Consider the following 25,968-nt stretch of genomic DNA (forward strand, 5'->3'; position numbering starts at 1 on the left):
TTTATAAAAGTCAAGAACACAGGCCCCCATCGTCTAGAGGCCTAGGACACCTCCCTTTCACGGAGGCGACAGGGATTCGAATTCCCTTGGGGGTATTAATAATAATAATTTAGCTTGAGAAAAAGGGGTCAACTTACTAAAAGTTTTCCCTTTTTTCATGCTTTTGATAATTTTTCCACACGTTGACGAACAGCTAAAAGATTTGACTGCATATCCTGAGCAAGACGGGGTTCGATAATTCTTATAGGCATGGTCAGTTTTGGCCAGACTTTGACCGTATAGCAAAGTAAGGTGCCTGTCTTATCATCTAATACACAGTTGCTTAAATGCCAATTGCCGGAGAAATCTTTAAAATCTCCCTCTACCATTTGGAAACTAATTACATTCGGAAATGATTCTTCTAAGTCTAGAACTACCCGTGCAGAAAAATTAAGTTTTAATAGCCTTTGCGAACCCACTTGTTCTAGACGAATACCACCGCTAGGATGTTCTAACTTACGGGAAGAGGCAAGGCTAGGAACAAACTCGGCTAAAGCTTGATAATCGGTTAATACTTGCCAAACTTTTTCTACCGGATGAGGAATTTGAATTTTAGCTGTAATTTGGCGTTGACGTTCTTTTATTTTCTCAACTTCAACGGTTACAGCTTCTAAATTCGGATTTTTGCTGTCAATTACTGGAGAATTTAAGTTATCTTGCGGGAGGTTTTGTTCTTTAATCATGAAGGATTCGAGGCTTCGCTATCATCAGAAAACTGTGGGAAAGTTAAGGTAAAGCAAATCTTACTCAACTCAGAATCTTCGCAAGGAGTGCTTTCTACATTTATTTCTCCATTGAGATGTTGTATTAAGGATTTAACTAAAGCTAATCCCAAGCCAGTACCAGGAGTCCATCTACCTTTACCTCGACGAAACTTGTCGAATATAAAGGTTGCTTCTTCTTCAGATATACCACGCCCAACATTGATAATCTGAATTTGTAATTGTTTAGCAACTCGATCGCGGATTTGAGAAACCTTAAGCTCTACAGAAGTATCATGTTCGGAATATTTATAAGTATTTGTAAGCAATTCTTGGAGAATGCGGTCGAAACTTTCAACTTCGGTTTGCAGTTTCAGCGGTTCTGGGGGTAACTCTAACGAAATACTCAATCCTTTTTCTGCTAGTTTTTTATCAAAATTAGCTACTGTTTCTTGAATTTTTGTATTTAAATCGATTGTTTCAAACTGCGGACGTTCTTGATGAGTTTCTAATTTTTGGAGAGTAAGCAAGTCATTAATTAAATTAATTTCTTTAGTACATTCCTGTTCGAGGATATCTAAATATCTTGCTTGCCTTACCTCATCAATCTGGGGTTGGCGTAAATTACGTAGCGCCATACGCATATTGGTAAGAGGATAGCGCAAACGGTCGCTCATGTTGCTCAAAAACTCATCTTTAAGTTCGTTAAGTTCGCGCAACTGCTCGACGTATTGTCGTGTTCTCTCATACAACTTGGCTTGAACTTCCAAACTGCGTTGTAGTTGAGCCGTGCGCTCGTCTACAAGGGTTTGTACTTGCTTAAGCGTTTGTGTCTGAATAATCGCATTACTGATTTGAGCGCAAACCATTTCTACGATGTTTAATTCAGCTTGCTGCCAATTGCGACGTTGCTTTTGCTGTAGTACCAAGAAACCTAAGACTTTACCTTGGCTTTCTAAAGGCATTAGTAGCGCTGCTGGTAATTTATCTAAAACAAATACCGGAGCAATTGTAGAGGTATCTTTACGCCTATCTGAATTGTCATTTATAGTTACGGGTTTAGAAGCTTTATAGGCACGTTGAGATATACCGCAATCTGCCAGCGAGTAAGATTCTTCAAGAGATTTTAATTCTTCACAAAGCGAAGAATCTTCCTCCGTACACCATTCACTGACAACGGTAGCTTTAGCTTTGGGAATTTGGGTTTTGGCGCGAATTCTAAATAAGGGATCTGAGTATTTTAATAATATTAATAAACCACGGTCTGCTGCTAAAGCTTCTGCTGTAGAGGAAACCACCAACTGAAGCATCTGATTAAATTCTAAGTTGCTGCGGTTGAGTATAGTTAATTGCTGAATCAAACTTTGGTGCTGTTCGCTTTTTCGCACCTGCTGTTTTTGTGAAGCAATTATTCGTGATTGTGCTACTTGAGCAAAAGCAATAGCACAACAAGATTCCACAGCCCTTAAAAGTTGTTTTTCTGAATCACTCCACTCATAGGGTTCGCATTTTATGAGACTAATTACGCCGTTATTCTCACCGCCGAAACGGGTTGGAATTGCTAGTACAGCTTTTATTGGTAAAAGAAAATTTTGGCATCCAATTACTAAGCTTTCCTGAATTGTGGAAATATCGTCGATAGTAAATGGTTCGGCTGCACATTCTACCACCGGTAATTCCAATTGCTCTATTGAAAACGCTTCTGTTGGACTGGGTAAACCAAGATAATCTTTTTGAGCGCCCCAACTACCAGTAGTAGGCTCTTCTCGATTGCGATCGGTTACTAAACAACAGTAATCTACCTCGAAGGCACTTCCTACCAATCGAGCGATTTCTTGCAGCATCCTATCGGTAGGAGTACTACTAGAGATAATTTGATTGATTTCGTATACCAACCGATGGGCAGGTGTTTCCTGATGCTGCATCAGCTTAAAATGGTACTGTTCTAGGTCTTCTTGTTCATCTGGGCACTGCGGCGGCGATGTTATTATACGCTTTTTCATTTGTGGCACATTCTTGGATAATGACCCCATTGTCGTTTTACCCAACCTCCTGGTATTTTATTTACCTTGACTTTTTGTAACTGCACCCTAATGAACCAATTTCGGTTCTGCAAATAAATTCTTTCACCTGTTATAGCCCCTTTCTATCTAAAATGACTTTCGTCATTGGTATATTAAAAATCTTTCCGCGAGTAAATAAATATTATAAGTATACTGAAATGCTTCTCATACTTTGAGTAAGTCTTGGCGGATGCCAGTTAGCACTTTTTCTTTTCTCAGACCCAGAATATCCTTATCTACAAGTTCACACAAACCGTATTTTCTCTAGAGTAGAATCTAAGACTCTGCGAATACCATCCGCATTCCCACTGAAGACAAGAGCTATAATCGTACTATTTATTGCCGTCAAAAGCGACTTTCAAGATTTTTTGATGGCCGCTGGTATAAAAATTAGTTTCAATTGCCAACAAGTAAAAAAAGCAAATAGGGGATGGACTCGTTTATTTTAAGTTGAATGCGACTCGGACATCTATTTTTAACCTTCTAACTCCTATTGTTAAGGAACACTTACTTATTAGGCTCAAGGTTTGCATATGTCAAGTATTGCCATACCCCTTATTAATCATCAACATGCTGTTAAAAGCCTTTATAAAATACATACATTCCTTAGATTTTATTAATATAGTTTTTATATTAAATATTTAAAAACAAAAATAGACAACAATAAGGCAGCCCAATGATTGCTTCAGATAGAATCATTGGGCCCAGTTGTAAGAAAATAAATTAGCCTTTGTTACTCTCTACACTCAGAGGAACCATATCGCCGGTTTTTGTTAGTCCTAATAGCATTGGTTGTTGGGCTTGAATTAATTGACCTGTTAGTACGCAGCGTTCTTCCTGCTCGGATGTAGCGGCTATAGTTGCTCGAATGTCAGCACGCGAGAATCGCGGCTTCCACTCACCCGATTTTTGCTGGACATAATTCCATAAAATATCTCTAATTAATGCCTGATATCCTTGATTCCCTGACAGTTCTTTTAACTTATCTTTTAGCTCCCGTTCTAAGCGGATGCTTGTAACTTCCATTTCGGTTGTAGGGGTGCGAGCAATCGTATGCATGATTTTCTCCTTAAAACTATAGACAGGATAGTAATACAAGTGTAGTATGTTTATAGAAATGTTCAACAGGTGAAATTTTCTGTGATATCAATTCAGCCATACTCCACTTCCCCATCTGTTTCCAACTATCAAGCAAGTTGGGAATCAGCAGCCACGGGAGTGGAGTATTTATTTATGGGTGAATTTAATCGAAATCACGGGCAATTTAGACGAAGTAATCAAGATAGTGAATATACAAAAATTATTTATTTACTCAAACAGCTCAAACCAGATAAAACAAGCGGGAGGTACTGGCGATATAGCCGTACCAGATATTAAATAAAAGACTTCAGGAGTCAACATTTAACCCCCGCTTTCTTGAAAAAAGAAGCGGGGGTTTTTCATGAGGAGCCAAAATGCGATGAGCATAACGCAAGTACTAGAAAAATCCGTGGTCGTATTTTCACAAAATTACTTACCGCTATGTCGAGTCAACATTAAGCGGGCGGTCGTACTTTTAGTGACCCAAAAGGCAGAACCATTGGATATTACCACGGAAAGTGGTTGGTATATCAGCTCGCCTAACTTGATAGTCTACGTTCCGAAGCATATCCGTTTAAAGATTGCTTCTCGCGAGCGAGCATGGAAATTACCTCCCGTCAATAGACGCGGAATTTTACGTCGCGATCGCAATAGTTGCCAATACTGCGGTAGCAACAAAAATTTAACTCTCGATCACGTGATGCCCCGTTCTCGTGGTGGTCGTCATACCTGGGAAAACGTTGTTGCTGCTTGTTTTAATTGTAACTCTTGCAAAAGCAACCGTACCCCTAAAGAAGCTGGAATGCCACTTCGTACAAAACCTAAAGCACCCGTTCATCCGACTATTTCTTTTGCAGAACAGTTTTGGAAGGGTGTTGTGCAAGCCAACCTGGATTAACAGGAGAGCATGAGCAATGCTAAAACTTACTTATACAGAAAACAGTTTTTACCTAGAGCTTTTAACTCAGTCCGTAGAAGAATGGATACAAGCCCGAGTAATATTAACTTTACGAATCGGACAAAGCTTGTGCGTTGAACCCAGTACTGCATCTTTTTTGCTCCCTGCTGATTTACCGGGTTTAGGAAAACTACAGACTGAACTTAAACAAGATAATAACCGCGAAGTTATAGAGTTATATGCTTGCGATAGAGAGTTTTTAGAAGTTTCTCTAAGAGGTTATTGGCTGTCAGTTAGCTCTCAAAATATGAGCGGTGGTTTCGTTACGTCCATGAGCGACAACACAGAATGCTTCTTACACAAACTTTGGTTGGAAGCTCGTAAAAATGCTTCTGTTGCTATTGAGTAATTTGAATGCAGAACATTTTAGGCAATCTAGACGAGAACAATCTTACTTCTGGTCTAGTTTGTCGTACAATTTTTGATTTTTGATTTCTTATTTCTGAATTAAAAAAAATTATAAAACCCCTTGACGATTTTGTAGTATAATTGTAGTATTAAATTATTGAAGCGCAAGACAAATATTTCTAAACCTAAAAAAGGCTAATCATTATATCTGTTTATTGCTGAAAGTATAAATATTATTCCGAACCTTGGAAACTGAATAATATGTTGTATTAATCCTAATTCCAAATTACAGATTATACTTGCCTCGTATCCTAACAGATAAAGCTTACATACTTTTTCGTAACTATAACGACCCTAAGGTAGCGATATTCAGGTAACTGAATCAGCGACAGCATTCACAGTCTCACGTTAGACTCCGGATGCGTGCCCACTGCTTGGATAAAACCAAGTAAGAGCGGTAGTAATGTCATAGCTTTTTCAACTTGTACGAGGGAAAAATTAAGTTAGCAGTTAGGATTTATAGCTGATAACTAACAACTAACAACGAATAATTCGTTTCGCGCCCCGATATAAAAAGCTTACATACTAGCTCATTGGTAGAGCATTCGGCTATTAACCGACTGGTAGTAGGTTCAAATCCTGCGTATGAACAACAGCTTTTTAAACTTGCGCGAGATGATTAAAAATAAAATTTAAAAATCTAAATCTAAATTAATAAACCTTAATTGGTTGATGATGGAAGTGCATTATGTCTGTTCAAGTTTTAGAAATTGTAGAACAATTAAAATCATTGAGTTTAGTTGAAACAACTGAGTTAGTTAAACAAATTGAAGATACTTTTAATATCGATGCTTCTCGATATCAAATTAAAGTACCTGTTGTAACTGATCAGATTACAGATGAGAAAGAAGTTGAAAGTCAGCAAACAGAATTTGATGTAGTCTTAGAAGAAGTTCCCTCTAATAAAAAGATTGCAATTCTGAAATTGATACGAGGGATAACAGGTTTAGGTTTGAAAGAAGCAAAAGACTTTGTTGATTCAGTTCCTCAAACTGTTAAAACCGGAATTGCAATTGCGGAAGCTGAAGATATTAAACAACAATTGGAAGCTGTGGAAGCGAAAGTTTCTCTAAAGTAATTGAGAATGAATGACGAAACTAGGAATTACAAAACAGAAGCTGATATCAAGAGTTTGATTGCTAAGTTTGAAAATTTTACCTTACCGCGTTCGGAATGGAATCATCAAGCGCATTTAACTGTTGCGCTATGGTATCTGAATCGCGATGACGAACAAGAAGCTATAAATATTATTCGTCAAAGTATTCAAAGGTATAACGCGGCTATGGGTATCAAAACTACCAAAGATGGTGGTTATCACGAAACTCTAACTCTGTTTTGGGTTCGGATGGTGAGTCACTATTTATCGGTTAATAAAGAAAAAAGTTCTATCCCAGAAACGACAATTGCTATTTATAGAATTTACAGAGATAAGCATTTACCGTTTCAATATTACAGTCGGGATTTACTGATGTCTTGGGAAGCTCGTACTAATTGGGTAGAACCTGATTTTAAACCTTTGATTTGAATTAATAGAAATTGTTGCCGTGTCCCAACAAAGAAAGCTTACATACTAGCCAAACGGTAAAGGCGAAGGACTTAAGTTCCTTTATTTCCGGGTTCGATTCCTGGGTATAAACAAACAGCTTTATTAACTTACATGGCGACATTGAAAAATCATAATTTCTATTATCTAAACTACAGTAATTATTGCTGCGCCCTAACTGAAAAAGCTTACATACTCACCTAGTGGCCTAAGGTACTTGACTCATAATCAAGCAACTCGAAAGAGTTCGTGGGTACCCTTCGGGAACACCTTCGGTGAACAAATCCCACCTATGAACAAACGGCTTTTTCAACCTGCGCGGCAACATATAAATTAGTTTGTAGTTGCACTTTAGCGCTCTAAAAAAAGTTTCTACGACATTTTTTGACATCAAATAAATAGTAATTGTTGCCGCATCCTAACTTTGAAAGCTTACATACTAGCCAAATGGTAAGGCGAAGGTAATGGGTACCTTAATTTCTAGGTTCGATTCCTGGGTATATCAACAACAGCTTTTTTGACTTGTGCGGTGATGTTTAAAAGATGCGCGGTCATCGCTACTACGAACCAATTAATTATATACATAAAAGATAGTTGTTGCCGCGCCCAAATGAGCAGGAGCTTACATACAAAATCTCTCTCCGGAAGGTTTTAATCAAGTAATAAAGCTCCTCAAACTTGCGCGGTGATGATAAAAAAATCATTGACAAGCGTGCGACTTCTATCTCCGTAATCCAAAATTGTTAGTGGAGATGAAAAAATGAATACAGCAGAAAAAGATTTACGTTTAGAATTAATTAATACCTTACTAACCACTCCTCACCGCGAGTTAGAAAAGGTAGCAGAATTTCACAAAATAATTATTGAACTTGACCCGCTTTTTTACGGACATTTGGCTGTATGGTATCAGCAAAATGGTGATGTCCGCGACCATAAGGAAGTTTTTGTGGGACATTTGTTAACTAGCAATATTGAAGAACATCGGGATGCTGGTTTTGTAATGTTACAGGAATTCCCTCCTTATCAAGTTGCTCGGATTGTGGACTTTATGAAGCAGCAACGTGGTAAAGTTCCGCGTTCAACACGTACTGCTGTGACTCGTTATTTGAAAGCACGGGAGATAAACCCACAATTTTTTGACCGTGCGGCTTTACGGGGACGTAAAGCGATGAAGCATTTGTATGCGACATTGCACATCAAACCAGGTCAGCGTGCGGATGCTGTGCTGTTTAAAGGGACACCACCCGAAGACAGTCTTGCTTATATGTTGAAGCAAATAGCGAAGGCTGAAACTCCAGCGGAACAAGCAGCTTTGATTGTTGAGCATAATATTCCCTACACTATCGCTATTGGAGCGGTGAAGCAATTAACACCGACTGTATTAGTGGCTTTAATTAACTCCATGTCACCGCAAGAGGTTATTAACAACCTGAAATCATTGCAAGCTCGGGGTGCGATGGAACACCCAGAAGTAAAAGCTTTGATTGATGGGAAGTTAGAGGAAGGTGCAGTAAGTAAGCGAGTATCTGCATTCAAAGCGACTGTTGCTAACGATGCAGCTAAATTAGATGCTACAACTGCTGCAAAGCTTGAAAAAGTCGCCAACGAGCAAGTTAAGAAACGCGGAAAAATTCGTAAATCAACAGCTTTACTGGTTGATAAATCTGGTTCGATGGATAAAGCGATTGAAATCGGTAAGCGTTTAGCTGCGATGATTTCGGGTATTACTCAAGCTGATTTATTTGTCTACGCTTTTGATAATATGCCTTATCCGGTGAAAGCAGAAGGAAGCGAGTTGAGTGATTGGGAACGCGCTTTCAAGATGATTAAAGCTGGTGGTGGTACAAGCTGTGGTTGTGCTGTGGAAGCAATGCGTTTGAGAAAGCAAGTTGTCGAACAGTTCATCATGGTGACTGACGAAGGTGAAAACTCAGCACCTTATTTTGCAGAAGCTTACAGCAAGTACAGTAAAGATTTAGGTGTTACACCCGAAGTAATTATTGTCAGAGTTGGTTACGCAAGCAATTGGGTAGAAGCCCAATTAAAGCAGAAGCAAGTACAGGTAGATACCTTTACTTTCAACGGTGATTACTACTCTTTACCTAACCTGGTTCCATTGTTGTCTCGTCCGTCAAGATTGGAATTGTTGATGGAAATTATGGAGACTGCTTTACCTATTCGGGATGATAAGTAAACAGGTTAAAGGTTAAAGGTTTAGTTAAAAATTAGAAATTAATTATCCGTGTCATCAGTGTCATCTATTTAATCCGTGATATTGAATAATGGTGAATATCAACGCAACAATTGACTTTGATGAATCAGCCTTTTATTCGCAATCCTAAGTTGACTGTGAACGAACAACTTAAACAAACCATTTCTGTGGTTGGTGAAAATATTCGAGTTCGTCGGTTTGTGAGGTTTGTTTTGGGAGAAAAGATTGATTAACCTCACCCCAACCCTCTTCTTAACAAGGAGAGGGAGCTTTAAATTCTGGAGGTGATATTAATGAGTAATATGCAAACTGCTTATAAGTTAGCTGCTGCTTCTGTACGTCAGCGCTTTGCGGAGCAGCATCCAAAAATATTGGATATTTTAAATCTAATTAGTAAAGATGATATTGCGGTTTATTCTGGTAGTTTCGATAAGGTTGAAGAGGTTTTAAAGTCTTTGACGGTTCCTTATAATATGAATCCAAACTCTGCAAAACTTAAGGCTGAAATTGCTTTTATGAATTGTTCTGGTAGTTACGATAATAAATTAATTACAGATTTATCAAAACAAGTTGAAAACGGTAAGTATTTAGTAAGTTCTGATTGGGCTTTGGGTCATTTTATCGCAAAAGCTTTTCCTAATACTGTAAAGCCGACTAAAAATACGACAAAAGATGAAGTTATTTCCGTTGAAGCTAATTTAAACAGTTTATGGTCTGAAGTTGTTGTTTTGGGTGCAGATCCACAGTGGTGGTTGGAAACTAGCAGTCATCCAATTGAGATATTAAACCCCGACAAGGTAAGAATTGAAGCTGCTAGCCACGATTTACTAAGAGGTTATAATGCTCCGGTGGTAGCTGTTAGTTTTGATTGGGGAAAGGGTCATGTTTTTCATGTAATTTCTCATTTTTGGTGTAAGAGAACGCGAAATTTAACACCCAGGCATCAAGCTCCCTGTACTGACTTTCTCGAAGCTGGTATGAAGTTGAGCCCCGAAGGGATTGAAAAGGTTTTGCGGGAAACTAATATTCAAGCTAATACTTTAAATTTTGCTCAGATTCAAAGTGCTGCGACTGCCACTGAGTTGATTGCCCAATTATGTGTTAAAGCTGTTGGGAAGCTAGTGATGAGCCGTTAAAAATTACGAATTATACTTACTCTTTGGATAAAAAATACAGCAAATTCATCATCCTTTTAACTTTTGGATACTTATAAAGGTTGACATAATTATTGAATTCGCAATACAAATGTAGTACGCAATGAATAATATCTAGTTAAACCAAATTCAAGCATTCTAAATTATCTATAAATAACTGTATTTATAGCCTCGTGACTTTCCAAGAGAGGTGAAATATGAGCATATTCAAAGTCGAAGTTGTCGAAATTAATCGTGTCGAATCTCATCCCAATGCTGATAGATTAGATATTGTCTCCATGAGCGGAATGGGATATCAAGTTATTTCAGCAAAGGGTAATTTTCAAGTTGGTGATTTAGCTTTTTATTTTCCTATTGATAGTATTATCCCTGACAAGTACGTGGAAGAATTCGGGATAGGTTCTTATTATTCAAAAAAGCTTCGTGCTGCAAAACTACGGGGAATCTTTTCGGAAGGTTTGCTGATTCCCGTTGGTGAAAACTTTACAGGGAATATTGGAGATGATTATACAGAACACTTCGGAATTACTAAATATGAATATCCAATTCCTAAAACAATGAATGGGGACATGGAAAATCATATCGGACATTATAAATTCCCTGCTCCTCAGCATCTAAAGCGCTATCCTGATATCTTTGTTAATTGAGAAGAAGTAGTAATTACCGAGAAAATACACGGAACTAACTTTACTGTTTTAGTAGACGCTGATTCTACAGTAAAAATTGGCAGCCACAACTACTTTTGGAAAGATAACGAAACTAACAAAAACCTTGTTTACATTCGCGCTTATCACGAAAGCGAAGCTTTACAAAAACTTCCAGCAGATACTCAAGTTTTTGGAGAAATCTATGGCGTACAGGATATTAAATACAGTTTAAAAAACGGTAAAATCGGTGTTGCTTTATTTGCTGTACGTCGCGGTAAAGATTTTCTTAATTACCAAGATTTTGTTGCTTTCTGCCAAGAGTTTGATTTACCAACAGCACCACTACTTTACTCTGGTGCTTACAGTAGAGAAATTGTTTCTAAATTCAATAATAAAGATAGCGCACTTTCCCCAGATTGCATGATGGAAGGTGTAGTTATTCAACCGGCAATAGAAAGAACTCATCCACTTTTCGGAAGAGTAACTTTGAAATTAATTAGTGATAGATATTTGCTTCGTAAAGGCGGAAGCGAACTGCATTAATTTGGTAATGGGTAATACCCTCAGACTAGAAGTCTGGGGCTACATAAACAAAGCCCACCTGCGTGGGCTAATAAACGGTTTGAAAAATGAATAATAACCTAATACTTTTTAACTTTCTCGAACATTTATCCCTTCACAATCAACCTTTTGTATTACGACATAACGGTAAACCACCGGAATGGGATGATGAAGTGTTGCATCAAGAAGCATATAATTATAATCCCGAATTGTACGCTCTTTTTAGCGTTATCGAAACAGTTACACCAGAACAGCGTTTACGCATTCTTTTTCAAATTTTAAGAGCTTCTCGAAAAGGGTTTTCTCACAACCTTCGTTTAACTCTAGAAAGTGTTACCCATTTTCTATTAACTATTCTTCACCCAGATAAAGTATTAACCGCATTTCTAGCTTTAAAACGAGTTAGAGCAAATCATAAACATACGACTAGAGCAATTCTTAAATACATTTTTGAGCATCCAGAATGCTTTGATATGGCTATTTGTCGTCGCCCCGCTGTTGTGGATTGTTTGGAACACGCTTTGGGTAAAAATGTCGCTCGTGCTTGTGCAAAAATTGTCTCTTCGGGTGCAGACGAAACTTATTTGAATCAAAATTTATTCCGGTTTGTCAACGATAAGCAACGGGTAAAATCTATTCTGCAATTCCTTTACCGTCACCAAGCATTTCAAAACAGTGGTGGCGAGTATGTAAAAGTACATCAAAAATACACTGCAATTTTAGAAAGTCAACAAGAAAGACCTAAAACCGTTACAGCGACAAATCGGGGTGATATTTCAGCCACCCTAGTTCATCTTTACCGTGGTGGTAAATCCCAGCAACTTATGGAAGCTGTGGAAAATGACGTTAAACAAGCAGCAGCTAAATTACCTCGTTTTGACGGAACCCTAGCGCTAGTGTTTGACGCTTCCGCTTCCACTCAAAGTTATGGCGATCGCCAATTTTGCTGTTTGGCTCAATCGGTTGCTTTAAAGTTGGTTTTGGAGCAGTGCTGCACTAAAGTAAAAGTCTATCAAGTTGGCGGTACAGTTGATAGATTACCGATGCCAGAAGGATATTCCGACATTGCTACATCTGTATTAGATGCTGTTAAAGGAAACCCAGACGTAATCGCAATAGTTTCTGATGGTTACGAAAATCTTTACCCAGGTAATTTGAGTCGAGTGGTAGCAACATTACCTCAAATAGGTATTGAGACACCGATAGTATTTTGCCACAGTAAGTTTACCAAACAAGACGATTTAGAATTACGTCGTCCGTCTACAAATCTTCCTCAATTAGAATTTTGGCATGAAGAAGATTTTAAAAATTTACTTCTTTCTATATTGGCAATAGTTAGCGATAAAAGTGAAGCTAGTTTACGCGAGTTTCTATTAGAACAACTTTCACAACTTGAAAAGCAATTTATTATATGTGAAAGCGATTTAGAAAAATCAAAATTAGAAGCTTTCGTATCTAATCCTGAAGAAGCTATTGCGAAATAAAAACATCTGATTTTTTCAAAACAATATCTTATTGGGAGCATCTTGCTCCCTATTCCCAATTATGAATTATCATCAATTAGTACCACAGGCATTTGATTTGTCTGCTTACCGATTTGGTATTCCCCAAAAATCGGGAATTATGACAGTTATACCAATTTTCGGAAGTAATGTAGAAAATGCAAACAAGTTCGCTCCACCACTTTCAGGTTTAAAACTAACTCAAGTACGCGGTTATGGGAATATGGAAATTACGAACCATTCTCAAGGTATCGCGATCCTCCCCCTACATATGGGTTACATCCAAGACAAAGCCCAAAATCATGCTTTGTGTCGTAGCGCTTTTATTGCTCAAGGACAAAAGCTGATGTTTGAAGATGCTTGCTGCGTACAATCCGGACAAGGTGGATTCTTAGAAGAACGCGAACAGTGGTTTTTTATTCTACCTTTGTTTCTTCGAGAAGAAGCGCTTAAATTACAAGGTCAAAAAAGCTATAGTAAGCTGTGGAATGCTATTAGTAGATTAAATCAATATTTTGGCTTACAAAATCGCGGACATTTAGAACAAATTCTTAGTAGAAAACGAGCATTTTTAACGCAATATCAAAGTCGTTTTGAATTGCTTAGGGGACAAACGGGAGCTTTATTTATTCTTGGTGACAAGTTAGCTGGTATTGAAATTGCTCCTAATGCAGCTTACTTTCAAGAAGTTTGGATGTCTTTAGTTTGCTTCTGTTACGGTGTCGCAGCTATGTATTTCGACAAGGATGGAACATCCCAGGATATTATTCCGTTTTCGGCGACGAATTTAGCAGAATTACGCCAGCAACTAATAGAGAGTCGGCAGCAGATGTACGCCGAAGTTCAAAGTAATTTGGCAAAGACTCCACCGGAGCAGTTTGAAGTGACTAAGCAAGAAAAGTTTTTAAATTTGCGCTTGAAAACGATAGAAGGTAACAATTTTGCTGGTGAGTTTGTGGAAGAAGATGGAAATTTAGTTTATGCTTCTGTGTTTGCTAAATCGGAGTATGCTTTGAGTGTTTAGAATTCTCGATATTAACCAAAATCTACGGAGACGTTACACTGTAACGTCTCTACATTATTAATTCGTTTTCTGTGTATTTATAATTATCTTAGGAATGGCCGCAACTGGCACATTTTGCTTGTAGGGTGCTGTGACAGTTCGCTTGATTTCTAACGTAATAATAAGATGTTCCTGTCACGCACCAACCAAAGCCTTATGACAATTGCGTAAGTCCCGTATCTATAAAACTGTTGACAAAATAATTATTTTTGTAATACAATGTAGTACATAAGGAACTGAGTTAGGTAAAGTATTCAGCCCCCCTGATGCCAAATTCGGGAAAAACTGCACAAAGCGGTCATATGAATACTATTGCGCTGACCACCCGTCCTTTAAAATTTAATTATATTTAATCCAGTAGGAACTGAGTTGGATAAATCATTCTCACAACCTTGATGCCAAATTTGGGATAACTACATATGAATGTATATGTCAGTAAAAGAATGTTATTACGCTAACCGCTTGTCCTACCTATAATAAACTTAGCTATTATTAATGCAATAGCAACTCAGTTGGATGTAGTATTTCATGATTCCGGATTCCAAATCCGGTTACACTGCCCCAAAGCAGTTTATAAGAAATGCTTACGTGCTAACTACTCGTCCTATTTAAGCTTCGATCTAGTCACTAAAAAATTTTAAACAAAAGAAATTAAATAAACCACTTGCGTGCCCTAACAGCCAAGAGCTTACATACTTTAGTACGAGAGGAACTGTACCGTTACCAAAAGTAACGGGCGAGAAGCAAAAAAGACGCTGAGAATCTGGGAGGTTGGCTTGAAAGTAGCTATCCTTTAAAGAGTGTGTAGTAACTCACCAGCGGAGTTTCTTTTGAGTGATGAACGCTTTGCCCTGACGACTTGCACGCAGGTGGTTTCTCAATTTTAAATATTATTAACTGGACTTTTAATTGTTTAATTTATAAATTATAATTCTATATCCTTTTGTTTAAAATCCAAAACTAAGGCATTTATAATTAAAATCTAAAATGATATAGACTTCCCTAACACTGAAAAAGCCCTTCCTCTCTAAACCGGAAAATATGGAATTTGACTATTTTGGGCAAGAAAACTCTCGCAGTAATAATAATCGCCAAACCTTGCTTGCTAGTGGTTGGCGACCTTTTTATAGAGAATTAAGTTGGGAATTTTTGTGGCAGTTGTTATCTAATGACTCTCAAGAATTAACTCAAAAAACTTTAAATTTAACTAGTAGCCTCGCAGAGACTCTAGGACGAAACCATTATGCTTGGTGGGCAAATATCATAAGTTTGACTTCAGAAGATACACGTTACGAACTTGAGAAGTATTGGAATTATATAACACCCGAACCACTAACACCAGACCACCGCTATAAAGATATTTTGAGTACCGAAACGCCGATAGTTCAATTTGTTAGCCGCAGCAGCATTCCAATTGACTATCTATTGAATCGGCTTCAGGAAATTACAGTATTTCGAGTTCTTAACTTATTAAACTCTCCTGATTTGATTACTCAGTATTATCAGGAACGAGATTTTTATTTACCTATTGAAAAATTTAACAGTTGGGAACGTTTGGAGGTCATCAATACAGTTTATGCCTATTGGGCTAAATATGACGTTTGGCTGCAAATCGAACCTTACGAGAGGGGAAGAAGACAATACACTTTAATGGCAACAAATTTAGGGCCATTAATTAATAAAGGGACTTGCGATTTAGCTGTAATGTTAAGTGGGTATCAAAGTCGCGTAGGGAAAGTCAATACTCAGTTTTCTATTAATAGTTTTCCTCAAGATATTCGGGATTTTACTGACAACGTACAGCAAGCGGTTTTAAATCAAAACCAGCTTGCCGTAGTAGTACACGGTGAACCTGGAACTGGTAAAACCGTATGGACGCAAGCAGTCGCAAAAGAAGTTCTTGTTCCTTTAGGATATGTGATTTTTATATTAGATCATGATGCTATTTCTAATTTTGTTCCACCAAATTATTTAGAAAGGATTTGCATCATAATTAACGAAGCAGATAACTTAGCCCAAGATCGCGCAAGTGAAGTAGCCCAGTACAGTAATAAAACGGAACACATCTTGAGCTTATTAGATGGAACATTATATCAAAGTGTAATTGAAGAATCTGAGTTTCAAGTTAAGCAGCGACTGGTTATATTAATGACTTGTAACACTACAGAAAGACTAGATCCGGCAATGTTGCGTAAAGGCAGAGTTGATTTGATGTATGAATTTAATCATAAATATGTCTAATTAATTGATATAAATAATCGGTGATGCGAAAAACTAAATCTTGCGGCTTTATAGTAATGAGAAAGCAACCTCAAATAAGCTTTCTTTTAATGCATAAAAAGCCCGGAACTGTAAATATTTACGATATCCCAAAAGGTCATATTGAATTCGGAGAAAATGAAGTAAATTGTGCTTTAAGAGAATTATCTGAAGAAACTGGTATTTTACTTAAAGATATAGATTTAGATACTAATTTTCGATATACGGAAACTTATCAGACTAAATATAAGCGATTTAAAGGAGAAAAAGTAGAAAAAACTTTAGTAATATTTTTGGGCTGGCTCAAAAATGAAGTTGATTTAAAGCTAACAGAACATTACGGTTCTCAATGGGTAGAGTGGAATCCACCGCATATCATTCAAGAAAAAACAATTAATCCTTTATTAGAACAGTTAAACAAATATTTAATTATCTGAAGATAATTATCTTAATATACATTCTTTCCAGATGAAAAACGAAAGCAACAGTCATTAATTTTTAAATATCAATTTACATTCCAAGCTAACTTTTAGAAGCTACAAACTCAATATTCGTAGCAGTATATTTTAAAAGAGTATGCTCTGTTAGCCATTGGTCTATGAATTCAAATGTATGATAATTACCATAAGAAATACTATTCTTTGGCAAAAGTTGTCTATGCCAAATGTCAAGCAGTTCGAGCTTGCTTTGTTCGGCAAGTTTTTTAACTGTATTTTTGCTATACAATCGGTCATGATAATAATCCCCCCGAAGATGCGCTAAACGCTGAGTCCATGAAAGGTAATAGGGAAGAAAGAAACAAAAAAAGAGACCTGATGGTTTTAAGATTCGTTTAATTTCTTGAAGGGAAGCTAGATGATTGGGAACATGTTCAAGTACTCCAAAACTTAAAACAACATCGAAGCTTGTGTCTTTAAAAGGTAGCTCATAAGAATGCTCTAAGGGGATAATATTGATAGAGGATTTTTCGAGAATAGGGGTGGTTTGATTAAAGCTAGAGTCATCAGCACCATGCACGTCACAAGCGATAATCTGGGCACCCATTTCCTGCATCAGGTAAGAAATATGCCCTTTGCCACAACCCCAATCAAGTATCTGTAATTCATCCAAGCTTTTGTCAAACCAGTATTCACAAAAAGCTTTTACGTAGCTAGTTAGGTAGAGATAAACGTTTTGGGAAGCCGGATTTCTCAAAAAAGCATGACTATCTACGTTTAACGTTAAATTAACTATTTGTTGGTTCAAAAGTTGGGATTCTTGAAAATGCCTGCGTCTTAGAGAAACAAGGGTTTTGCTGTTCATTACAAAAATTTACCTTAATTTAGAAAACAAGACGCATTTGTTATATCTAAGCTAATCGTTACTTTTTATTAGCTTTTTCTAAAGCCAGATCGCTATATTCCTTGTATAGTTTAATTCTTGATTGTGCCTCTTTAAAACGACTATGACTAGATGGTACTTCAGCCATCAAATCAGAAGCATATTGCCATTTAGCTGCTACTTCCAACCACCTAGCAGAAGTATTGGTTTTCTTCCCATCTTCAACAGCTTGATTCGCAACTCGTACCGCAATGTAAAAAATATCATCTTCTACTTGAGAAGGTGCGTTAGAAACTTTTGGAGAACTTTTTACAGTAGGGGTATTCAATTGGTTTTTGTTTATATCTGAGGGCTTTAAAGATTTTGTTTTCGTTACATCAGGTATTTTCTGTTTAGAAGCTACTGTCTCTATTGAATTATTAATTTTACTACCTAAAAAATAGTAAGCTATCCAACCCGCTGACAACAACAGTAAGCACAAAGCTATAATATCTATCATCCCCCTTAAGAATGACTTATTTTTTTTTGTTTTATTACTTACTATTAAATGCCGAGAAGATTGAGGTTGAGGAATTTGCGGTTTTTGTGATTCTTTCTTACTATCTTTTAAGTCTTTAACTAATTGCCGTAGTATATTAGGTTTTTTTAAAGTAATTTCTTCTGACCACAGCAATTGGTTTTCTGGGTCACGATTTATTTCTTCCAACCACAGTAGTTGTTGTTCGCGGACAATACGGCTATTTATATTGACTCTATGGACATTGCGAGGTCCGATAGATTCTAGTATTTGCTTAATCTGCTGTACTAAAGTCGATTTCACTAGGTTTTCTTCGGTGCGAGCTTCACATAAAAGTTGTAATACCCCACTATCAAATACCGCTCTAGTTCTCACACCAGAATTAGCTAACTTTTCATTCAACACTTGAATAATTGCTGCAATACTGCCTTGACTGGCCTGCGAAGCAATATCATTTATCTGATTTACCATTTGTAAAGTAGTAATTGTTTGTCAAACTCAAGTTGTTAACAGACAATCTAATTTAAAAGAATCAAAGATTTTGTTCCTTAGAAACTTGTTTAAACTTCTATTTTACTTTGATTGTATGTTGAAAAATATAAAGTTGACAAACAATATCATAAAAATAAAGTCTCCTTCAAATACAACGAAGGAGACTTTATCAAATTAAAAACCTGGCACCGAGCTATTTTCACAGGAGGCAACCCTCCAACTATCGTCGCCGCAACAGCGTTTCACCTCTGAGTTCGGGATGGAATCAGTGTGGTTCCACTGTGCCATAGGCACCAGGAAACTTGTAGGGAATACAGAGTCCCTGAAGGCTGCATATTAACGCGAATAATTTTGTTTGTATTTACAATGATTGTTGGTTTGAGGTCAAGCCCTCGGTCTGTTAGCATGGCTCGGCTACATACATTACTGCACTTCCACCTACCACCTATTAACGGATATTCTTTCCGTGACCTTACTGGCTTATGCCATGAGAACACTCATCTTGAGGTGGGCTTCCCACTTAGATGCTTTCAGCGGTTATCCGCTCCGCACTTGGCTACCCAGCGTTTACCGTTGGCACGATAACTGGTACACCAGCGGTGCGTCCCTCCCGGTCCTCTCGTACTAAGGAGGACTCCTCTCAATGTTCTTGCGCCTGCACCGGATATGGACCGAACTGTCTCACGACGTTCTGAACCCAGCTCACGTACCGCTTTAATGGGCGAACAGCCCAACCCTTGGGACGTACTTCCGCCCCAGGTTGCGATGAGCCGACATCGAGGTGCCAAACCTCCCCGTCGATGTGGACTCTTGGGGGAGATCAGCCTGTTATCCCTAGAGTAACTTTTATCCGTTGAGCGACGGCCATTCCATTCTGAGCCGTCGGATCACTAAGGCCGTGTTTCCACCCTGCTCGACTTGTAGGTCTTGCAGTCAAGCTCTCTTATTGCCTTTACACTCGACGCACGGTTTCCAAGCGTGCTGAGAGAACCTTTGCGCGCCTCCGTTACCTTTTAGGAGGCGACCGCCCCAGTCAAACTGCCCATCTGAAACTGTTCCTCTTCCGGCTCACGGAAGTAGGTTAGAATTCTAGCTTCGCTAGAGTGGTATCTCACTGTTGGCTCCACATTCCCCACAAGGAATGATTCAACGCCTCCCACCTATACTGCGCAAGCCAAGCCCGAACCCAATTCCAGACTACAGTAAAGCTTCATAGGGTCTTTCTGTCCGGGTGCAGGTAGTCCGTATCTTCACAGACAATCCTATTTCGCCGAGCCTCTCTCCGAGACAGTGCCCAGATCGTTACGCCTTTCGTGCGGGTCGGAACTTACCCGACAAGGAATTTCGCTACCTTAGGACCGTTATAGTTACGGCCGCCGTTCACCGGGGCTTCAGTCGTTAGCTTCATTCCGAAGAACTGACCAACTTCCTTAACCTTCCGGCACTGGGCAGGCGTCAGCCCCTATACGTCCTCTTACGAGTTTGCAGAGACCTGTGTTTTTGGTAAACAGTCGCCTGGGCCTCTTCACTGCGACCCCCTCACGGGGGCACCCCTTCTTCCGAAGTTACGGGGTCATTTTGCCGAGTTCCTTAGAGAGAGTTATCTCGCGCCCCTTAGTTTACTCAACCTCCCTACCTGTGTCGGTTTCGGGTACGGGTACTAAGCTTTCAACACATAATCGGCTTTTCTTGGCACTATTCTTGACTACGCGTTCTCCGTGGAGAACTCCCAATCCAATCAGGGTGTAGCTATCCTTCATGCGTCCTGACCATGCTCCCACTTAATAGTTAGGGATTATTGACCCTATGTCCATCGACTACGCTTTTCAGCCTCGCCTTAGGTCCCGACTAACCCTCCGAGGACGAACCTGGCGGAGGAACCCTTAGGGTTTCGGGGTATATGATTCTCACATATATTTTCGCTACTCAAGCCGACATTCTCACTTCTATACAGTCCACAACTGCTCGCCGCTATTGCTTCAACCCATATAGAACGCTCCCCTACCACTTACAATGTAAGTCCGCAGCTTCGGTATATTACTTAGTCCCGTTCATTTTCGGCGCAGGAGCGCTTGACCAGTGAGCTATTACGCACTCTTTCAAGGATGGCTGCTTCTAGGCAAACCTCCTGGTTGTCTATGCACTCCCACCTCCTTTGCCACTTAGTAATAATTTTGGGACCTTAGCTGGCGGTCTGGGCTGTTTCCCTCTTGACGATGAAGCTTATCCCCCACCGTCTCACTGGCAATGTGTTCTCTGGGTATTCTGAGTTTGCATCGATTTGGTACCGCTCTCGCAGCCCGCACCGAAACAGTGCTTTACCCCCCAGATATAATCATTACCGCTGCGCCTCAACACATTTCGGGGAGAACCAGCTAGCTCCTGGCTCGATTGGCATTTCACCGCTAACCACACCTCATCCGCTGATTTTTCAACATCAGTCGGTTCGGACCTCCACTTGGTGTTACCCAAGCTTCATCCTGGGCATGGTTAGATCGCCAGGGTTCGGGTCTATAAATACTGATTAACGCCCTATTCAGACTCGATTTCTCTTTGGCTCCGGCATTCCCGCCTTAACCTACCAGTACCTATAAGTCGCCGGCTCATTCTTCAACAGGCACGCTGTCACACGTTTAATCGTGCTTCAACTGCTTGTAGGCTAATGGTTTCATGTTCTATTTCACTCCCCTTCCGGGGTTCTTTTCACCTTTCCCTCGCGGTACTTTTCGCTATCGGTCACCTAGTAGTATTTAGCCTTACGAGATGGTCCTCGCTGATTCAATAGGGATTTCACGTGCCCCTACCTACTCGGGATACAGCTAGTATCGTTCAATTTTCAACTACAGGACTTTCACCTTCTCTGGTGCAGTATTTCGCTGCTTCATCTAACCTACCGATTTCATGTCGCTGTCCCACAACCCTATATTGCAAGCAATATAGTTTAGGCTATTCCCCGTCCGCTCACCGCTACTAGGGGAATCACTTTTGTTTTCTTTTCCTCGGGCTACTAAGATGTTTCAATTCGCCCGGTTGGCTCGTTCCTGCCTATATATTCAGCAGGTCGTATTAAGGGTTGTCCCATTCGGATATTTCCGGCTCATCGCTTGCTTCCAGCTCCCCGGAACGTTTCGTCGGTAGCCACGTCCTTCATCGCCTCTAGGTGCCTAGGTATCCGCCATTAGCCCTTTGTAGCTTGACCACAAAGTTTCTCCAACTTTATCATTGGCTTTTTTACAAAATAGGATATCTAGATACTTTCTCTAATTACTTAACTTCTAATTTCTTAGAAACAAGTAATCAAAGACTACCTAAAATCATTTCGCGTCAATATGCAGTTTTCAAGGTTCTGACTGGATACAAAATCCAGCATTCCGACTTTTCTATTTAAATAATCAAGTCTGGGTGCTGAAATCTTTCCAATTTTTTTATTTAATCAAAAATTATTTGGTGGAGGTAAGCGGACTCGAACCGCTGACATCTGCCTTGCAAAGGCAGCGCTCTACCAACTGAGCTATACCCCCATACAATAATCCGTAATTCGTAATTTATAATTCGTAATTACTAATTATTCAGGTGGGCCATCCTGGACTCGAACCAGGGACCTCACCCTTATCAGGGGTGCGCTCTAACCACCTGAGCTAATAGCCCATAAGTGATAATCAATTAACTAATTAATCTATTTAATTAATAAACAATTAACTAATTAATTACCGAACCTATAATTGTTTGAAAGCCAAATTATTACCTAATCTACGTCACGACCTGGGATGTACCTTCTCATCATTTAATCACAAATTGTTTTCAATGTATGAGTGGTCAGGTCTCCCTTTAAAGGAGGTGATCCAGCCACACCTTCCGGTACGGCTACCTTGTTACGACTTCACCCCAGTCATCAGTCCTACCTTCGGCGTCCCCCTCCGCGAACGGTTAGGGTAACGACTTCGGGCGTGACCAACTTCCATGGTGTGACGGGCGGTGTGTACAAGGCCCGGGAACGAATTCACTGCAGTATGCTGACCTGCAATTACTAGCGATTCCTACTTCATGCAGGCGAGTTGCAGCCTGCAATCTGAACTGAGCCATGGTTTATGAGATTAGCGCACTATCGCTAGCTGGCTGCTCTTTGTCCATAGCATTGTAGTACGTGTGTAGCCCAAGACGTAAGGGGCATGATGACTTGACGTCATCCCCACCTTCCTCCGGTTTGTCACCGGCAGTCTCCCTAAAGTGCCCACCCGAAGTGCTGGCAACTAAGGACGAGGGTTGCGCTCGTTGCGGGACTTAACCCAACATCTCACGACACGAGCTGACGACAGCCATGCACCACCTGTGTTCCGGTTCCCGAAGGCACATTCTAGTTTCCCAGAACTTCCGGACATGTCAAGCCTTGGTAAGGTTCTTCGCGTTGCATCGAATTAAACCACATACTCCACCGCTTGTGCGGGCCCCCGTCAATTCCTTTGAGTTTCACACTTGCGTGCGTACTCCCCAGGCGGGATACTTAACGCGTTAGCTACGGCACTGTCCGGGTCGATACAGACAACGCCTAGTATCCATCGTTTACAGCTAGGACTACTGGGGTATCTAATCCCATTCGCTCCCCTAGCTTTCGTCCCTCAGTGTCAGTTGCGGCCTAGTAGAGCGCCTTCGCCACCGGTGTTCTTCCTGATCTCTACGCATTTCACCGCTACACCAGGAATTCCCTCTACCCCGAACGCACTCAAGTTTTGTAGTTTCCACTGCCTATATGTAGTTGAGCTACACGCTTTAACAGCAGACTTACAAAACCACCTACGAACGCTTTACGCCCAATTATTCCGGATAACGCTTGCATCCTCCGTATTACCGCGGCTGCTGGCACGGAGTTAGCCGATGCTGATTCCTCAAGTACCGTCATTATCTTCCTTGAGAAAAGAGGTTTACAACCCAAGAGCCTTCCTCCCTCACGCGGCGTTGCTCCGTCAGGCTTTCGCCCATTGCGGAAAATTCCCCACTGCTGCCTCCCGTAGGAGTCTGGGCCGTGTCTCAGTCCCAGTGTGGCTGATCATCCTCTCAGACCAGCTACTGATCGTCGCCTTGGTATGCTTTTACCACACCAACTAGCTAATCAGACGCGAGCTCATCTTTAGGCAATTAATCTTTCATCTTGCGACACATTCGGTATTAGCAGTCGTTTCCAACTGTTGTCCCGAACCTAAAGGCAGATTCTCACGCGTTACTCACCCGTCCGCCACTATCTCCGAAGAGACCGTTCGACTTGCATGTGTTAGGCACGCCGCCAGCGTTCATCCTGAGCCAGGATCAAACTCTCCGTTTTGATGGATTACAATACTTAGATAATAGTCACATTTGTAACTACCACAGTATCGCTTTCTCCTTGACTAACCGATTTAAACCTCGGTTCTGGTTAATTACTTTACTAACGCAGACCTTTTATGGTATACTGGCTTTCAAACAAATATATAATTTTCTTGGTTCGGAACCCTTGAAGTGAAGGCGTTTCGCGCTTCTCTCTCTCAGGCACTTATACATAGTACCGAGAGAATATATTCGTGTCAACTCTTTTTTCTATCTTTTTTGAAAAAAGTTTTTTCTTCATCGCTCTAAGCCTTTCACCTCAAGGGTTATAGGTGATAAAAATTTTTCCTTGATGGCATATCTCAATTGCATTTTGCCTCCGAGTGGTTGAGATTACCTCTCAAAGTCAATCAGAACTCTATTTCCATAAAGTCATTATTTAATTAGAAGAATCCAAAAAGTCTTCTTGACGTTTCAAGTTTGAGCAACAATAGTTATGCATTGTTGGCTTAAAGGAGAATAACTTTGAATTTTCAATCTGCTATTGCGGTTTTAAATGAGTTTTGGAGCAGCCAAGGTTGTTTGATTGCTCAGTCATACGATATTGAGAAGGGAGCGGGGACTAAGAATCCGCATACTTTTTTAAGAGCTTTAGGACCAGAACCTTGGGCTGTCGCTTATGTTGAACCTTGTCGTCGTCCCACTGATGGACGTTATGGAGAAAATCCAAACCGTTTTCAATACTATTACCAGTACCAAGTTCTGATAAAACCTTCACCCGATAATATTCAAGAAATTTATTTAGATTCATTGAAGGCTTTGGGGATTCGCCCAGAAGAACACGATATTCGGTTTGTGGAAGATAACTGGGAAGACGCAACAGTTGGTGCTTGGGGAACTGGTTGGGAAGTTTGGCTTGATGGGATGGAAGTTACTCAATTTACTTACTTTCAACAATGTGGTGGGATTGATTGTCGCCCGGTGTCAATTGAGATGACTTATGGCTTGGAACGATTGGTGATGTATCTACAAGAAGTGGAAGCAATTACCAAGATTGATTGGACTGACAATATTAAGTATGGAGATGTCCACCTCCAAGGAGAGATTGAGCAATGTACCTACAATTTTGAAGCTTCAAATCCTCAGATGCTGTTAACTCTATTTAATATGTATGAGGAAGAAGCCAAGCAATTAACTGAGAAGGGTTTGGTTTTACCAAGCTTGGACTATATTATGAAGTGTTCTCATACTTTTAACTTGCTAGATGCAAGGGGTGTGATTGCTGTCACAGAAAGGACTCGCTACATTGGCAGAATTAGAAGCTTGGCAAGGAAAGTAGCTCAACTTTACGTAGAGCAGCGAGAAAAGTTAGGTTTCCCATTGTTGAAAAAGCTTACTGTGTGAAGATATCTTGAATTGAAGAGCACAATAAGTCAAAAATATTCAGTTATATATTTATAGTGTCCCGCTGACTTTAGACAAGCGGGATATTTTATGCTTATCCTACTCGAATTAATTTAGCAATTTTGCTGTAATCAAATACTGGTTCTATAAATTGCTCAATCCTCTGCAATAATTCTAATGTTGCGAATATGCGAACTTATTTAAGAAATGGCTACTCTGACTGAAATACTAAAACCTATCGCTAATTGGTTTGGCTCTTTAGGTGTTCCCGAACCAATAGTACATTGGGGTCATCCAGCTATGATGGCAGTTGTTATCTTTGTGATGGGTACTTTTGTGGGTGTTACGGGTTGGCGATCGCGAATTACTGAAGATAAAGAAGTTGCGGTTCAAAGTCGTAGCGGTCATCGTAAACTGGCACCGTGGATGTTTTTATTCATGATGTTGGGTTCTGTTGGTGGAGTTTTATCTTTAGTAATGCAAGATAAACCTATTTTACAAAGCTCCCATTTCTGGACTGGCTCAATTATATTGATACTACTAGGAATAAATGCCACAATTTCGTTAACAAAATTTGGGGGTAATAAACCAGGTTTACGAGCGCTTCATGCTTATTTGGGTAGCACTGCGCTTTGCGTAATGATTTTGCACGCCGTACTTGGCTTCAAATTAGGTGTGTCGATTTAAATCAAAAACTAATTATATAATCTTGAAACTTTATACCCTTCCTCAAATTGGGAAGGGAAA

The 25,968-nt window shown here is 39.7% G+C and carries 20 protein-coding genes, 4 tRNA genes and 3 rRNA genes; 17 read left to right on the forward strand and 10 right to left on the reverse strand.

Annotation, left to right across the window (positions count from 1 at the left end):
• Window positions 1-22: 22 nt before the first annotated feature.
• A tRNA-Glu gene (locus tag RIV7116_RS30995) sits at window positions 23-95 on the forward strand.
• Between the two features lie 60 nt (window positions 96-155).
• Here the strand turns inward: RIV7116_RS30995 and RIV7116_RS31000 are convergent.
• The 3 genes from RIV7116_RS31000 to RIV7116_RS31010 form a co-directional block, all read right to left on the reverse strand.
• Entirely contained in the window at window positions 156-722 is a 567-nt protein-coding gene (locus RIV7116_RS31000; RefSeq protein ID WP_015122294.1) for an SRPBCC family protein, read from the reverse strand.
• On the reverse strand, window positions 719-2,773 hold the full coding sequence (locus RIV7116_RS31005; protein ID WP_015122295.1) for a GAF domain-containing protein: 2,055 nt from the start codon (window positions 2,771-2,773) through the stop codon (window positions 719-721). The genes RIV7116_RS31000 and RIV7116_RS31005 overlap by 4 nt, the downstream gene beginning before the upstream one ends.
• Before the next feature lie 753 nt (window positions 2,774-3,526).
• Window positions 3,527-3,862, reverse strand: coding sequence for a hypothetical protein (locus RIV7116_RS31010; RefSeq protein ID WP_015122296.1), 336 nt, complete (start codon window positions 3,860-3,862; stop codon window positions 3,527-3,529).
• 400 nt (window positions 3,863-4,262) lie between these two features.
• Between RIV7116_RS31010 and RIV7116_RS31015 the strand changes: the two genes are divergently transcribed.
• The 14 genes from RIV7116_RS31015 (at window position 4,263) to RIV7116_RS31070 (ending at window position 16,627) form a co-directional block, all read left to right on the forward strand.
• Window positions 4,263-4,781: an HNH endonuclease gene (locus RIV7116_RS31015; protein WP_015122298.1), complete on the forward strand. Its 519-nt coding sequence runs from the start codon at window positions 4,263-4,265 to the stop codon at window positions 4,779-4,781.
• A 16-nt stretch (window positions 4,782-4,797) separates the two neighbouring features.
• A complete protein-coding gene (locus RIV7116_RS31020; RefSeq protein WP_015122299.1) occupies window positions 4,798-5,190 on the forward strand; it encodes an alr0857 family protein in 393 nt (130 codons plus the stop codon).
• 578 nt (window positions 5,191-5,768) lie between these two features.
• Window positions 5,769-5,837, forward strand: a tRNA-Asn gene (locus tag RIV7116_RS31025).
• 100 nt (window positions 5,838-5,937) lie between these two features.
• Window positions 5,938-6,327, forward strand: a complete 390-nt coding sequence (rplL, locus tag RIV7116_RS31030; protein WP_015122300.1) for a 50S ribosomal protein L7/L12 — start codon at window positions 5,938-5,940, stop codon at window positions 6,325-6,327.
• Window positions 6,328-6,333: 6 nt separating this feature from the next.
• Window positions 6,334-6,774 carry a hypothetical protein gene (locus tag RIV7116_RS31035; RefSeq protein ID WP_015122301.1) on the forward strand — a complete coding sequence of 147 codons (441 nt, stop codon included), beginning with the start codon at window positions 6,334-6,336 and terminating at the stop codon, window positions 6,772-6,774.
• A gap of 778 nt (window positions 6,775-7,552) precedes the next feature.
• The gene (locus RIV7116_RS31040) at window positions 7,553-8,986 is read left to right on the forward strand and encodes a VWA domain-containing protein (protein WP_015122302.1); all 1,434 of its coding nucleotides are present in this window, start codon (window positions 7,553-7,555) and stop codon (window positions 8,984-8,986) included.
• Between the two features lie 119 nt (window positions 8,987-9,105).
• Complete coding sequence (locus RIV7116_RS36210; protein WP_015122303.1) at window positions 9,106-9,237, forward strand: translation elongation factor Ts; 132 nt, start codon at window positions 9,106-9,108, stop codon at window positions 9,235-9,237.
• A 60-nt stretch (window positions 9,238-9,297) separates the two neighbouring features.
• Window positions 9,298-10,140: a hypothetical protein gene (locus RIV7116_RS31045; protein WP_015122304.1), complete on the forward strand. Its 843-nt coding sequence runs from the start codon at window positions 9,298-9,300 to the stop codon at window positions 10,138-10,140.
• Between the two features lie 215 nt (window positions 10,141-10,355).
• Window positions 10,356-10,805, forward strand: coding sequence for a hypothetical protein (locus RIV7116_RS37280; protein WP_232435745.1), 450 nt, complete (start codon window positions 10,356-10,358; stop codon window positions 10,803-10,805).
• A gap of 12 nt (window positions 10,806-10,817) precedes the next feature.
• Window positions 10,818-11,348 (forward strand): RNA ligase family protein, encoded by a 531-nt coding sequence (locus RIV7116_RS37285; RefSeq protein WP_256380856.1) that lies wholly within the window; start codon window positions 10,818-10,820, stop codon window positions 11,346-11,348.
• A gap of 86 nt (window positions 11,349-11,434) precedes the next feature.
• Complete coding sequence (locus RIV7116_RS31055; RefSeq protein WP_015122305.1) at window positions 11,435-12,850, forward strand: hypothetical protein; 1,416 nt, start codon at window positions 11,435-11,437, stop codon at window positions 12,848-12,850.
• 61 nt (window positions 12,851-12,911) lie between these two features.
• Window positions 12,912-13,892, forward strand: coding sequence for an ARPP-1 family domain-containing protein (locus tag RIV7116_RS31060; protein WP_015122306.1), 981 nt, complete (start codon window positions 12,912-12,914; stop codon window positions 13,890-13,892).
• Window positions 13,893-14,972: 1,080 nt separating this feature from the next.
• Window positions 14,973-16,172: an AAA family ATPase gene (locus tag RIV7116_RS31065; protein ID WP_015122307.1), complete on the forward strand. Its 1,200-nt coding sequence runs from the start codon at window positions 14,973-14,975 to the stop codon at window positions 16,170-16,172.
• A 23-nt stretch (window positions 16,173-16,195) separates the two neighbouring features.
• Complete coding sequence (locus RIV7116_RS31070; protein WP_015122308.1) at window positions 16,196-16,627, forward strand: bis(5'-nucleosyl)-tetraphosphatase; 432 nt, start codon at window positions 16,196-16,198, stop codon at window positions 16,625-16,627.
• 85 nt (window positions 16,628-16,712) lie between these two features.
• Here the strand turns inward: RIV7116_RS31070 and RIV7116_RS31075 are convergent, their stop codons facing one another.
• The 7 genes from RIV7116_RS31075 to RIV7116_RS31105 form a co-directional block, all read right to left on the reverse strand.
• The gene (locus tag RIV7116_RS31075; RefSeq protein WP_015122309.1) at window positions 16,713-17,492 is read right to left on the reverse strand and encodes a bifunctional 2-polyprenyl-6-hydroxyphenol methylase/3-demethylubiquinol 3-O-methyltransferase UbiG; all 780 of its coding nucleotides are present in this window, start codon (window positions 17,490-17,492) and stop codon (window positions 16,713-16,715) included.
• A gap of 58 nt (window positions 17,493-17,550) precedes the next feature.
• Window positions 17,551-18,498, reverse strand: coding sequence for a hypothetical protein (locus RIV7116_RS31080; RefSeq protein WP_015122310.1), 948 nt, complete (start codon window positions 18,496-18,498; stop codon window positions 17,551-17,553).
• 201 nt (window positions 18,499-18,699) lie between these two features.
• Window positions 18,700-18,817 (reverse strand): 5S ribosomal RNA (gene rrf / locus RIV7116_RS31085).
• Window positions 18,818-18,899: 82 nt separating this feature from the next.
• A 23S ribosomal RNA gene (locus RIV7116_RS31090) occupies window positions 18,900-21,718 on the reverse strand.
• A gap of 246 nt (window positions 21,719-21,964) precedes the next feature.
• Window positions 21,965-22,040, reverse strand: a tRNA-Ala gene (locus RIV7116_RS31095).
• A 53-nt stretch (window positions 22,041-22,093) separates the two neighbouring features.
• Window positions 22,094-22,167, reverse strand: a tRNA-Ile gene (locus tag RIV7116_RS31100).
• 182 nt (window positions 22,168-22,349) lie between these two features.
• Window positions 22,350-23,836, reverse strand: a 16S ribosomal RNA gene (locus RIV7116_RS31105).
• Together the 16S, 23S and 5S rRNA genes with 2 tRNA genes alongside form the textbook arrangement of a ribosomal RNA operon.
• Before the next feature lie 506 nt (window positions 23,837-24,342).
• Here RIV7116_RS31105 and glyQ point away from each other — a divergent pair.
• Window positions 24,343-25,221, forward strand: a complete 879-nt coding sequence (gene glyQ, locus RIV7116_RS31110) for a glycine--tRNA ligase subunit alpha (protein ID WP_015122311.1) — start codon at window positions 24,343-24,345, stop codon at window positions 25,219-25,221.
• Between the two features lie 207 nt (window positions 25,222-25,428).
• A complete protein-coding gene (locus RIV7116_RS31115; protein ID WP_015122312.1) occupies window positions 25,429-25,908 on the forward strand; it encodes a DUF4079 domain-containing protein in 480 nt (159 codons plus the stop codon).
• The last annotated feature ends 60 nt before the right edge of the window (window positions 25,909-25,968 follow it).

The sequence above is a fragment of the Rivularia sp. PCC 7116 genome (assembly GCF_000316665.1).
Classification (GTDB): domain Bacteria; phylum Cyanobacteriota; class Cyanobacteriia; order Cyanobacteriales; family Nostocaceae; genus Rivularia.

What these genes read in the sequence shown, in the direction of transcription:
- RIV7116_RS31000 (WP_015122294.1), bottom strand. Translation starts at nt 722, where the DNA reads ATGATTAAAGAACAAAACCTCCCGCAAGATAACTTAAATTCTCCAGTA.
- RIV7116_RS31005 (WP_015122295.1), bottom strand. Translation starts at nt 2,773, where the DNA reads ATGGGGTCATTATCCAAGAATGTGCCACAAATGAAAAAGCGTATAATA.
- RIV7116_RS31010 (WP_015122296.1), bottom strand. Translation starts at nt 3,862, where the DNA reads ATGCATACGATTGCTCGCACCCCTACAACCGAAATGGAAGTTACAAGC.
- RIV7116_RS31015 (WP_015122298.1), top strand. Translation starts at nt 4,263, where the DNA reads ATGAGCATAACGCAAGTACTAGAAAAATCCGTGGTCGTATTTTCACAA.
- RIV7116_RS31020 (WP_015122299.1), top strand. Translation starts at nt 4,798, where the DNA reads ATGCTAAAACTTACTTATACAGAAAACAGTTTTTACCTAGAGCTTTTA.
- rplL (WP_015122300.1), top strand. Translation starts at nt 5,938, where the DNA reads ATGTCTGTTCAAGTTTTAGAAATTGTAGAACAATTAAAATCATTGAGT.
- RIV7116_RS31035 (WP_015122301.1), top strand. Translation starts at nt 6,334, where the DNA reads ATGAATGACGAAACTAGGAATTACAAAACAGAAGCTGATATCAAGAGT.
- RIV7116_RS31040 (WP_015122302.1), top strand. Translation starts at nt 7,553, where the DNA reads ATGAATACAGCAGAAAAAGATTTACGTTTAGAATTAATTAATACCTTA.
- RIV7116_RS36210 (WP_015122303.1), top strand. Translation starts at nt 9,106, where the DNA reads ATGAATCAGCCTTTTATTCGCAATCCTAAGTTGACTGTGAACGAACAA.
- RIV7116_RS31045 (WP_015122304.1), top strand. Translation starts at nt 9,298, where the DNA reads ATGAGTAATATGCAAACTGCTTATAAGTTAGCTGCTGCTTCTGTACGT.
- RIV7116_RS37280 (WP_232435745.1), top strand. Translation starts at nt 10,356, where the DNA reads ATGAGCATATTCAAAGTCGAAGTTGTCGAAATTAATCGTGTCGAATCT.
- RIV7116_RS31055 (WP_015122305.1), top strand. Translation starts at nt 11,435, where the DNA reads ATGAATAATAACCTAATACTTTTTAACTTTCTCGAACATTTATCCCTT.
- RIV7116_RS31060 (WP_015122306.1), top strand. Translation starts at nt 12,912, where the DNA reads ATGAATTATCATCAATTAGTACCACAGGCATTTGATTTGTCTGCTTAC.
- RIV7116_RS31065 (WP_015122307.1), top strand. Translation starts at nt 14,973, where the DNA reads ATGGAATTTGACTATTTTGGGCAAGAAAACTCTCGCAGTAATAATAAT.
- RIV7116_RS31070 (WP_015122308.1), top strand. Translation starts at nt 16,196, where the DNA reads ATGCGAAAAACTAAATCTTGCGGCTTTATAGTAATGAGAAAGCAACCT.
- RIV7116_RS31075 (WP_015122309.1), bottom strand. Translation starts at nt 17,492, where the DNA reads ATGAACAGCAAAACCCTTGTTTCTCTAAGACGCAGGCATTTTCAAGAA.
- RIV7116_RS31080 (WP_015122310.1), bottom strand. Translation starts at nt 18,498, where the DNA reads ATGGTAAATCAGATAAATGATATTGCTTCGCAGGCCAGTCAAGGCAGT.
- RIV7116_RS31115 (WP_015122312.1), top strand. Translation starts at nt 25,429, where the DNA reads ATGGCTACTCTGACTGAAATACTAAAACCTATCGCTAATTGGTTTGGC.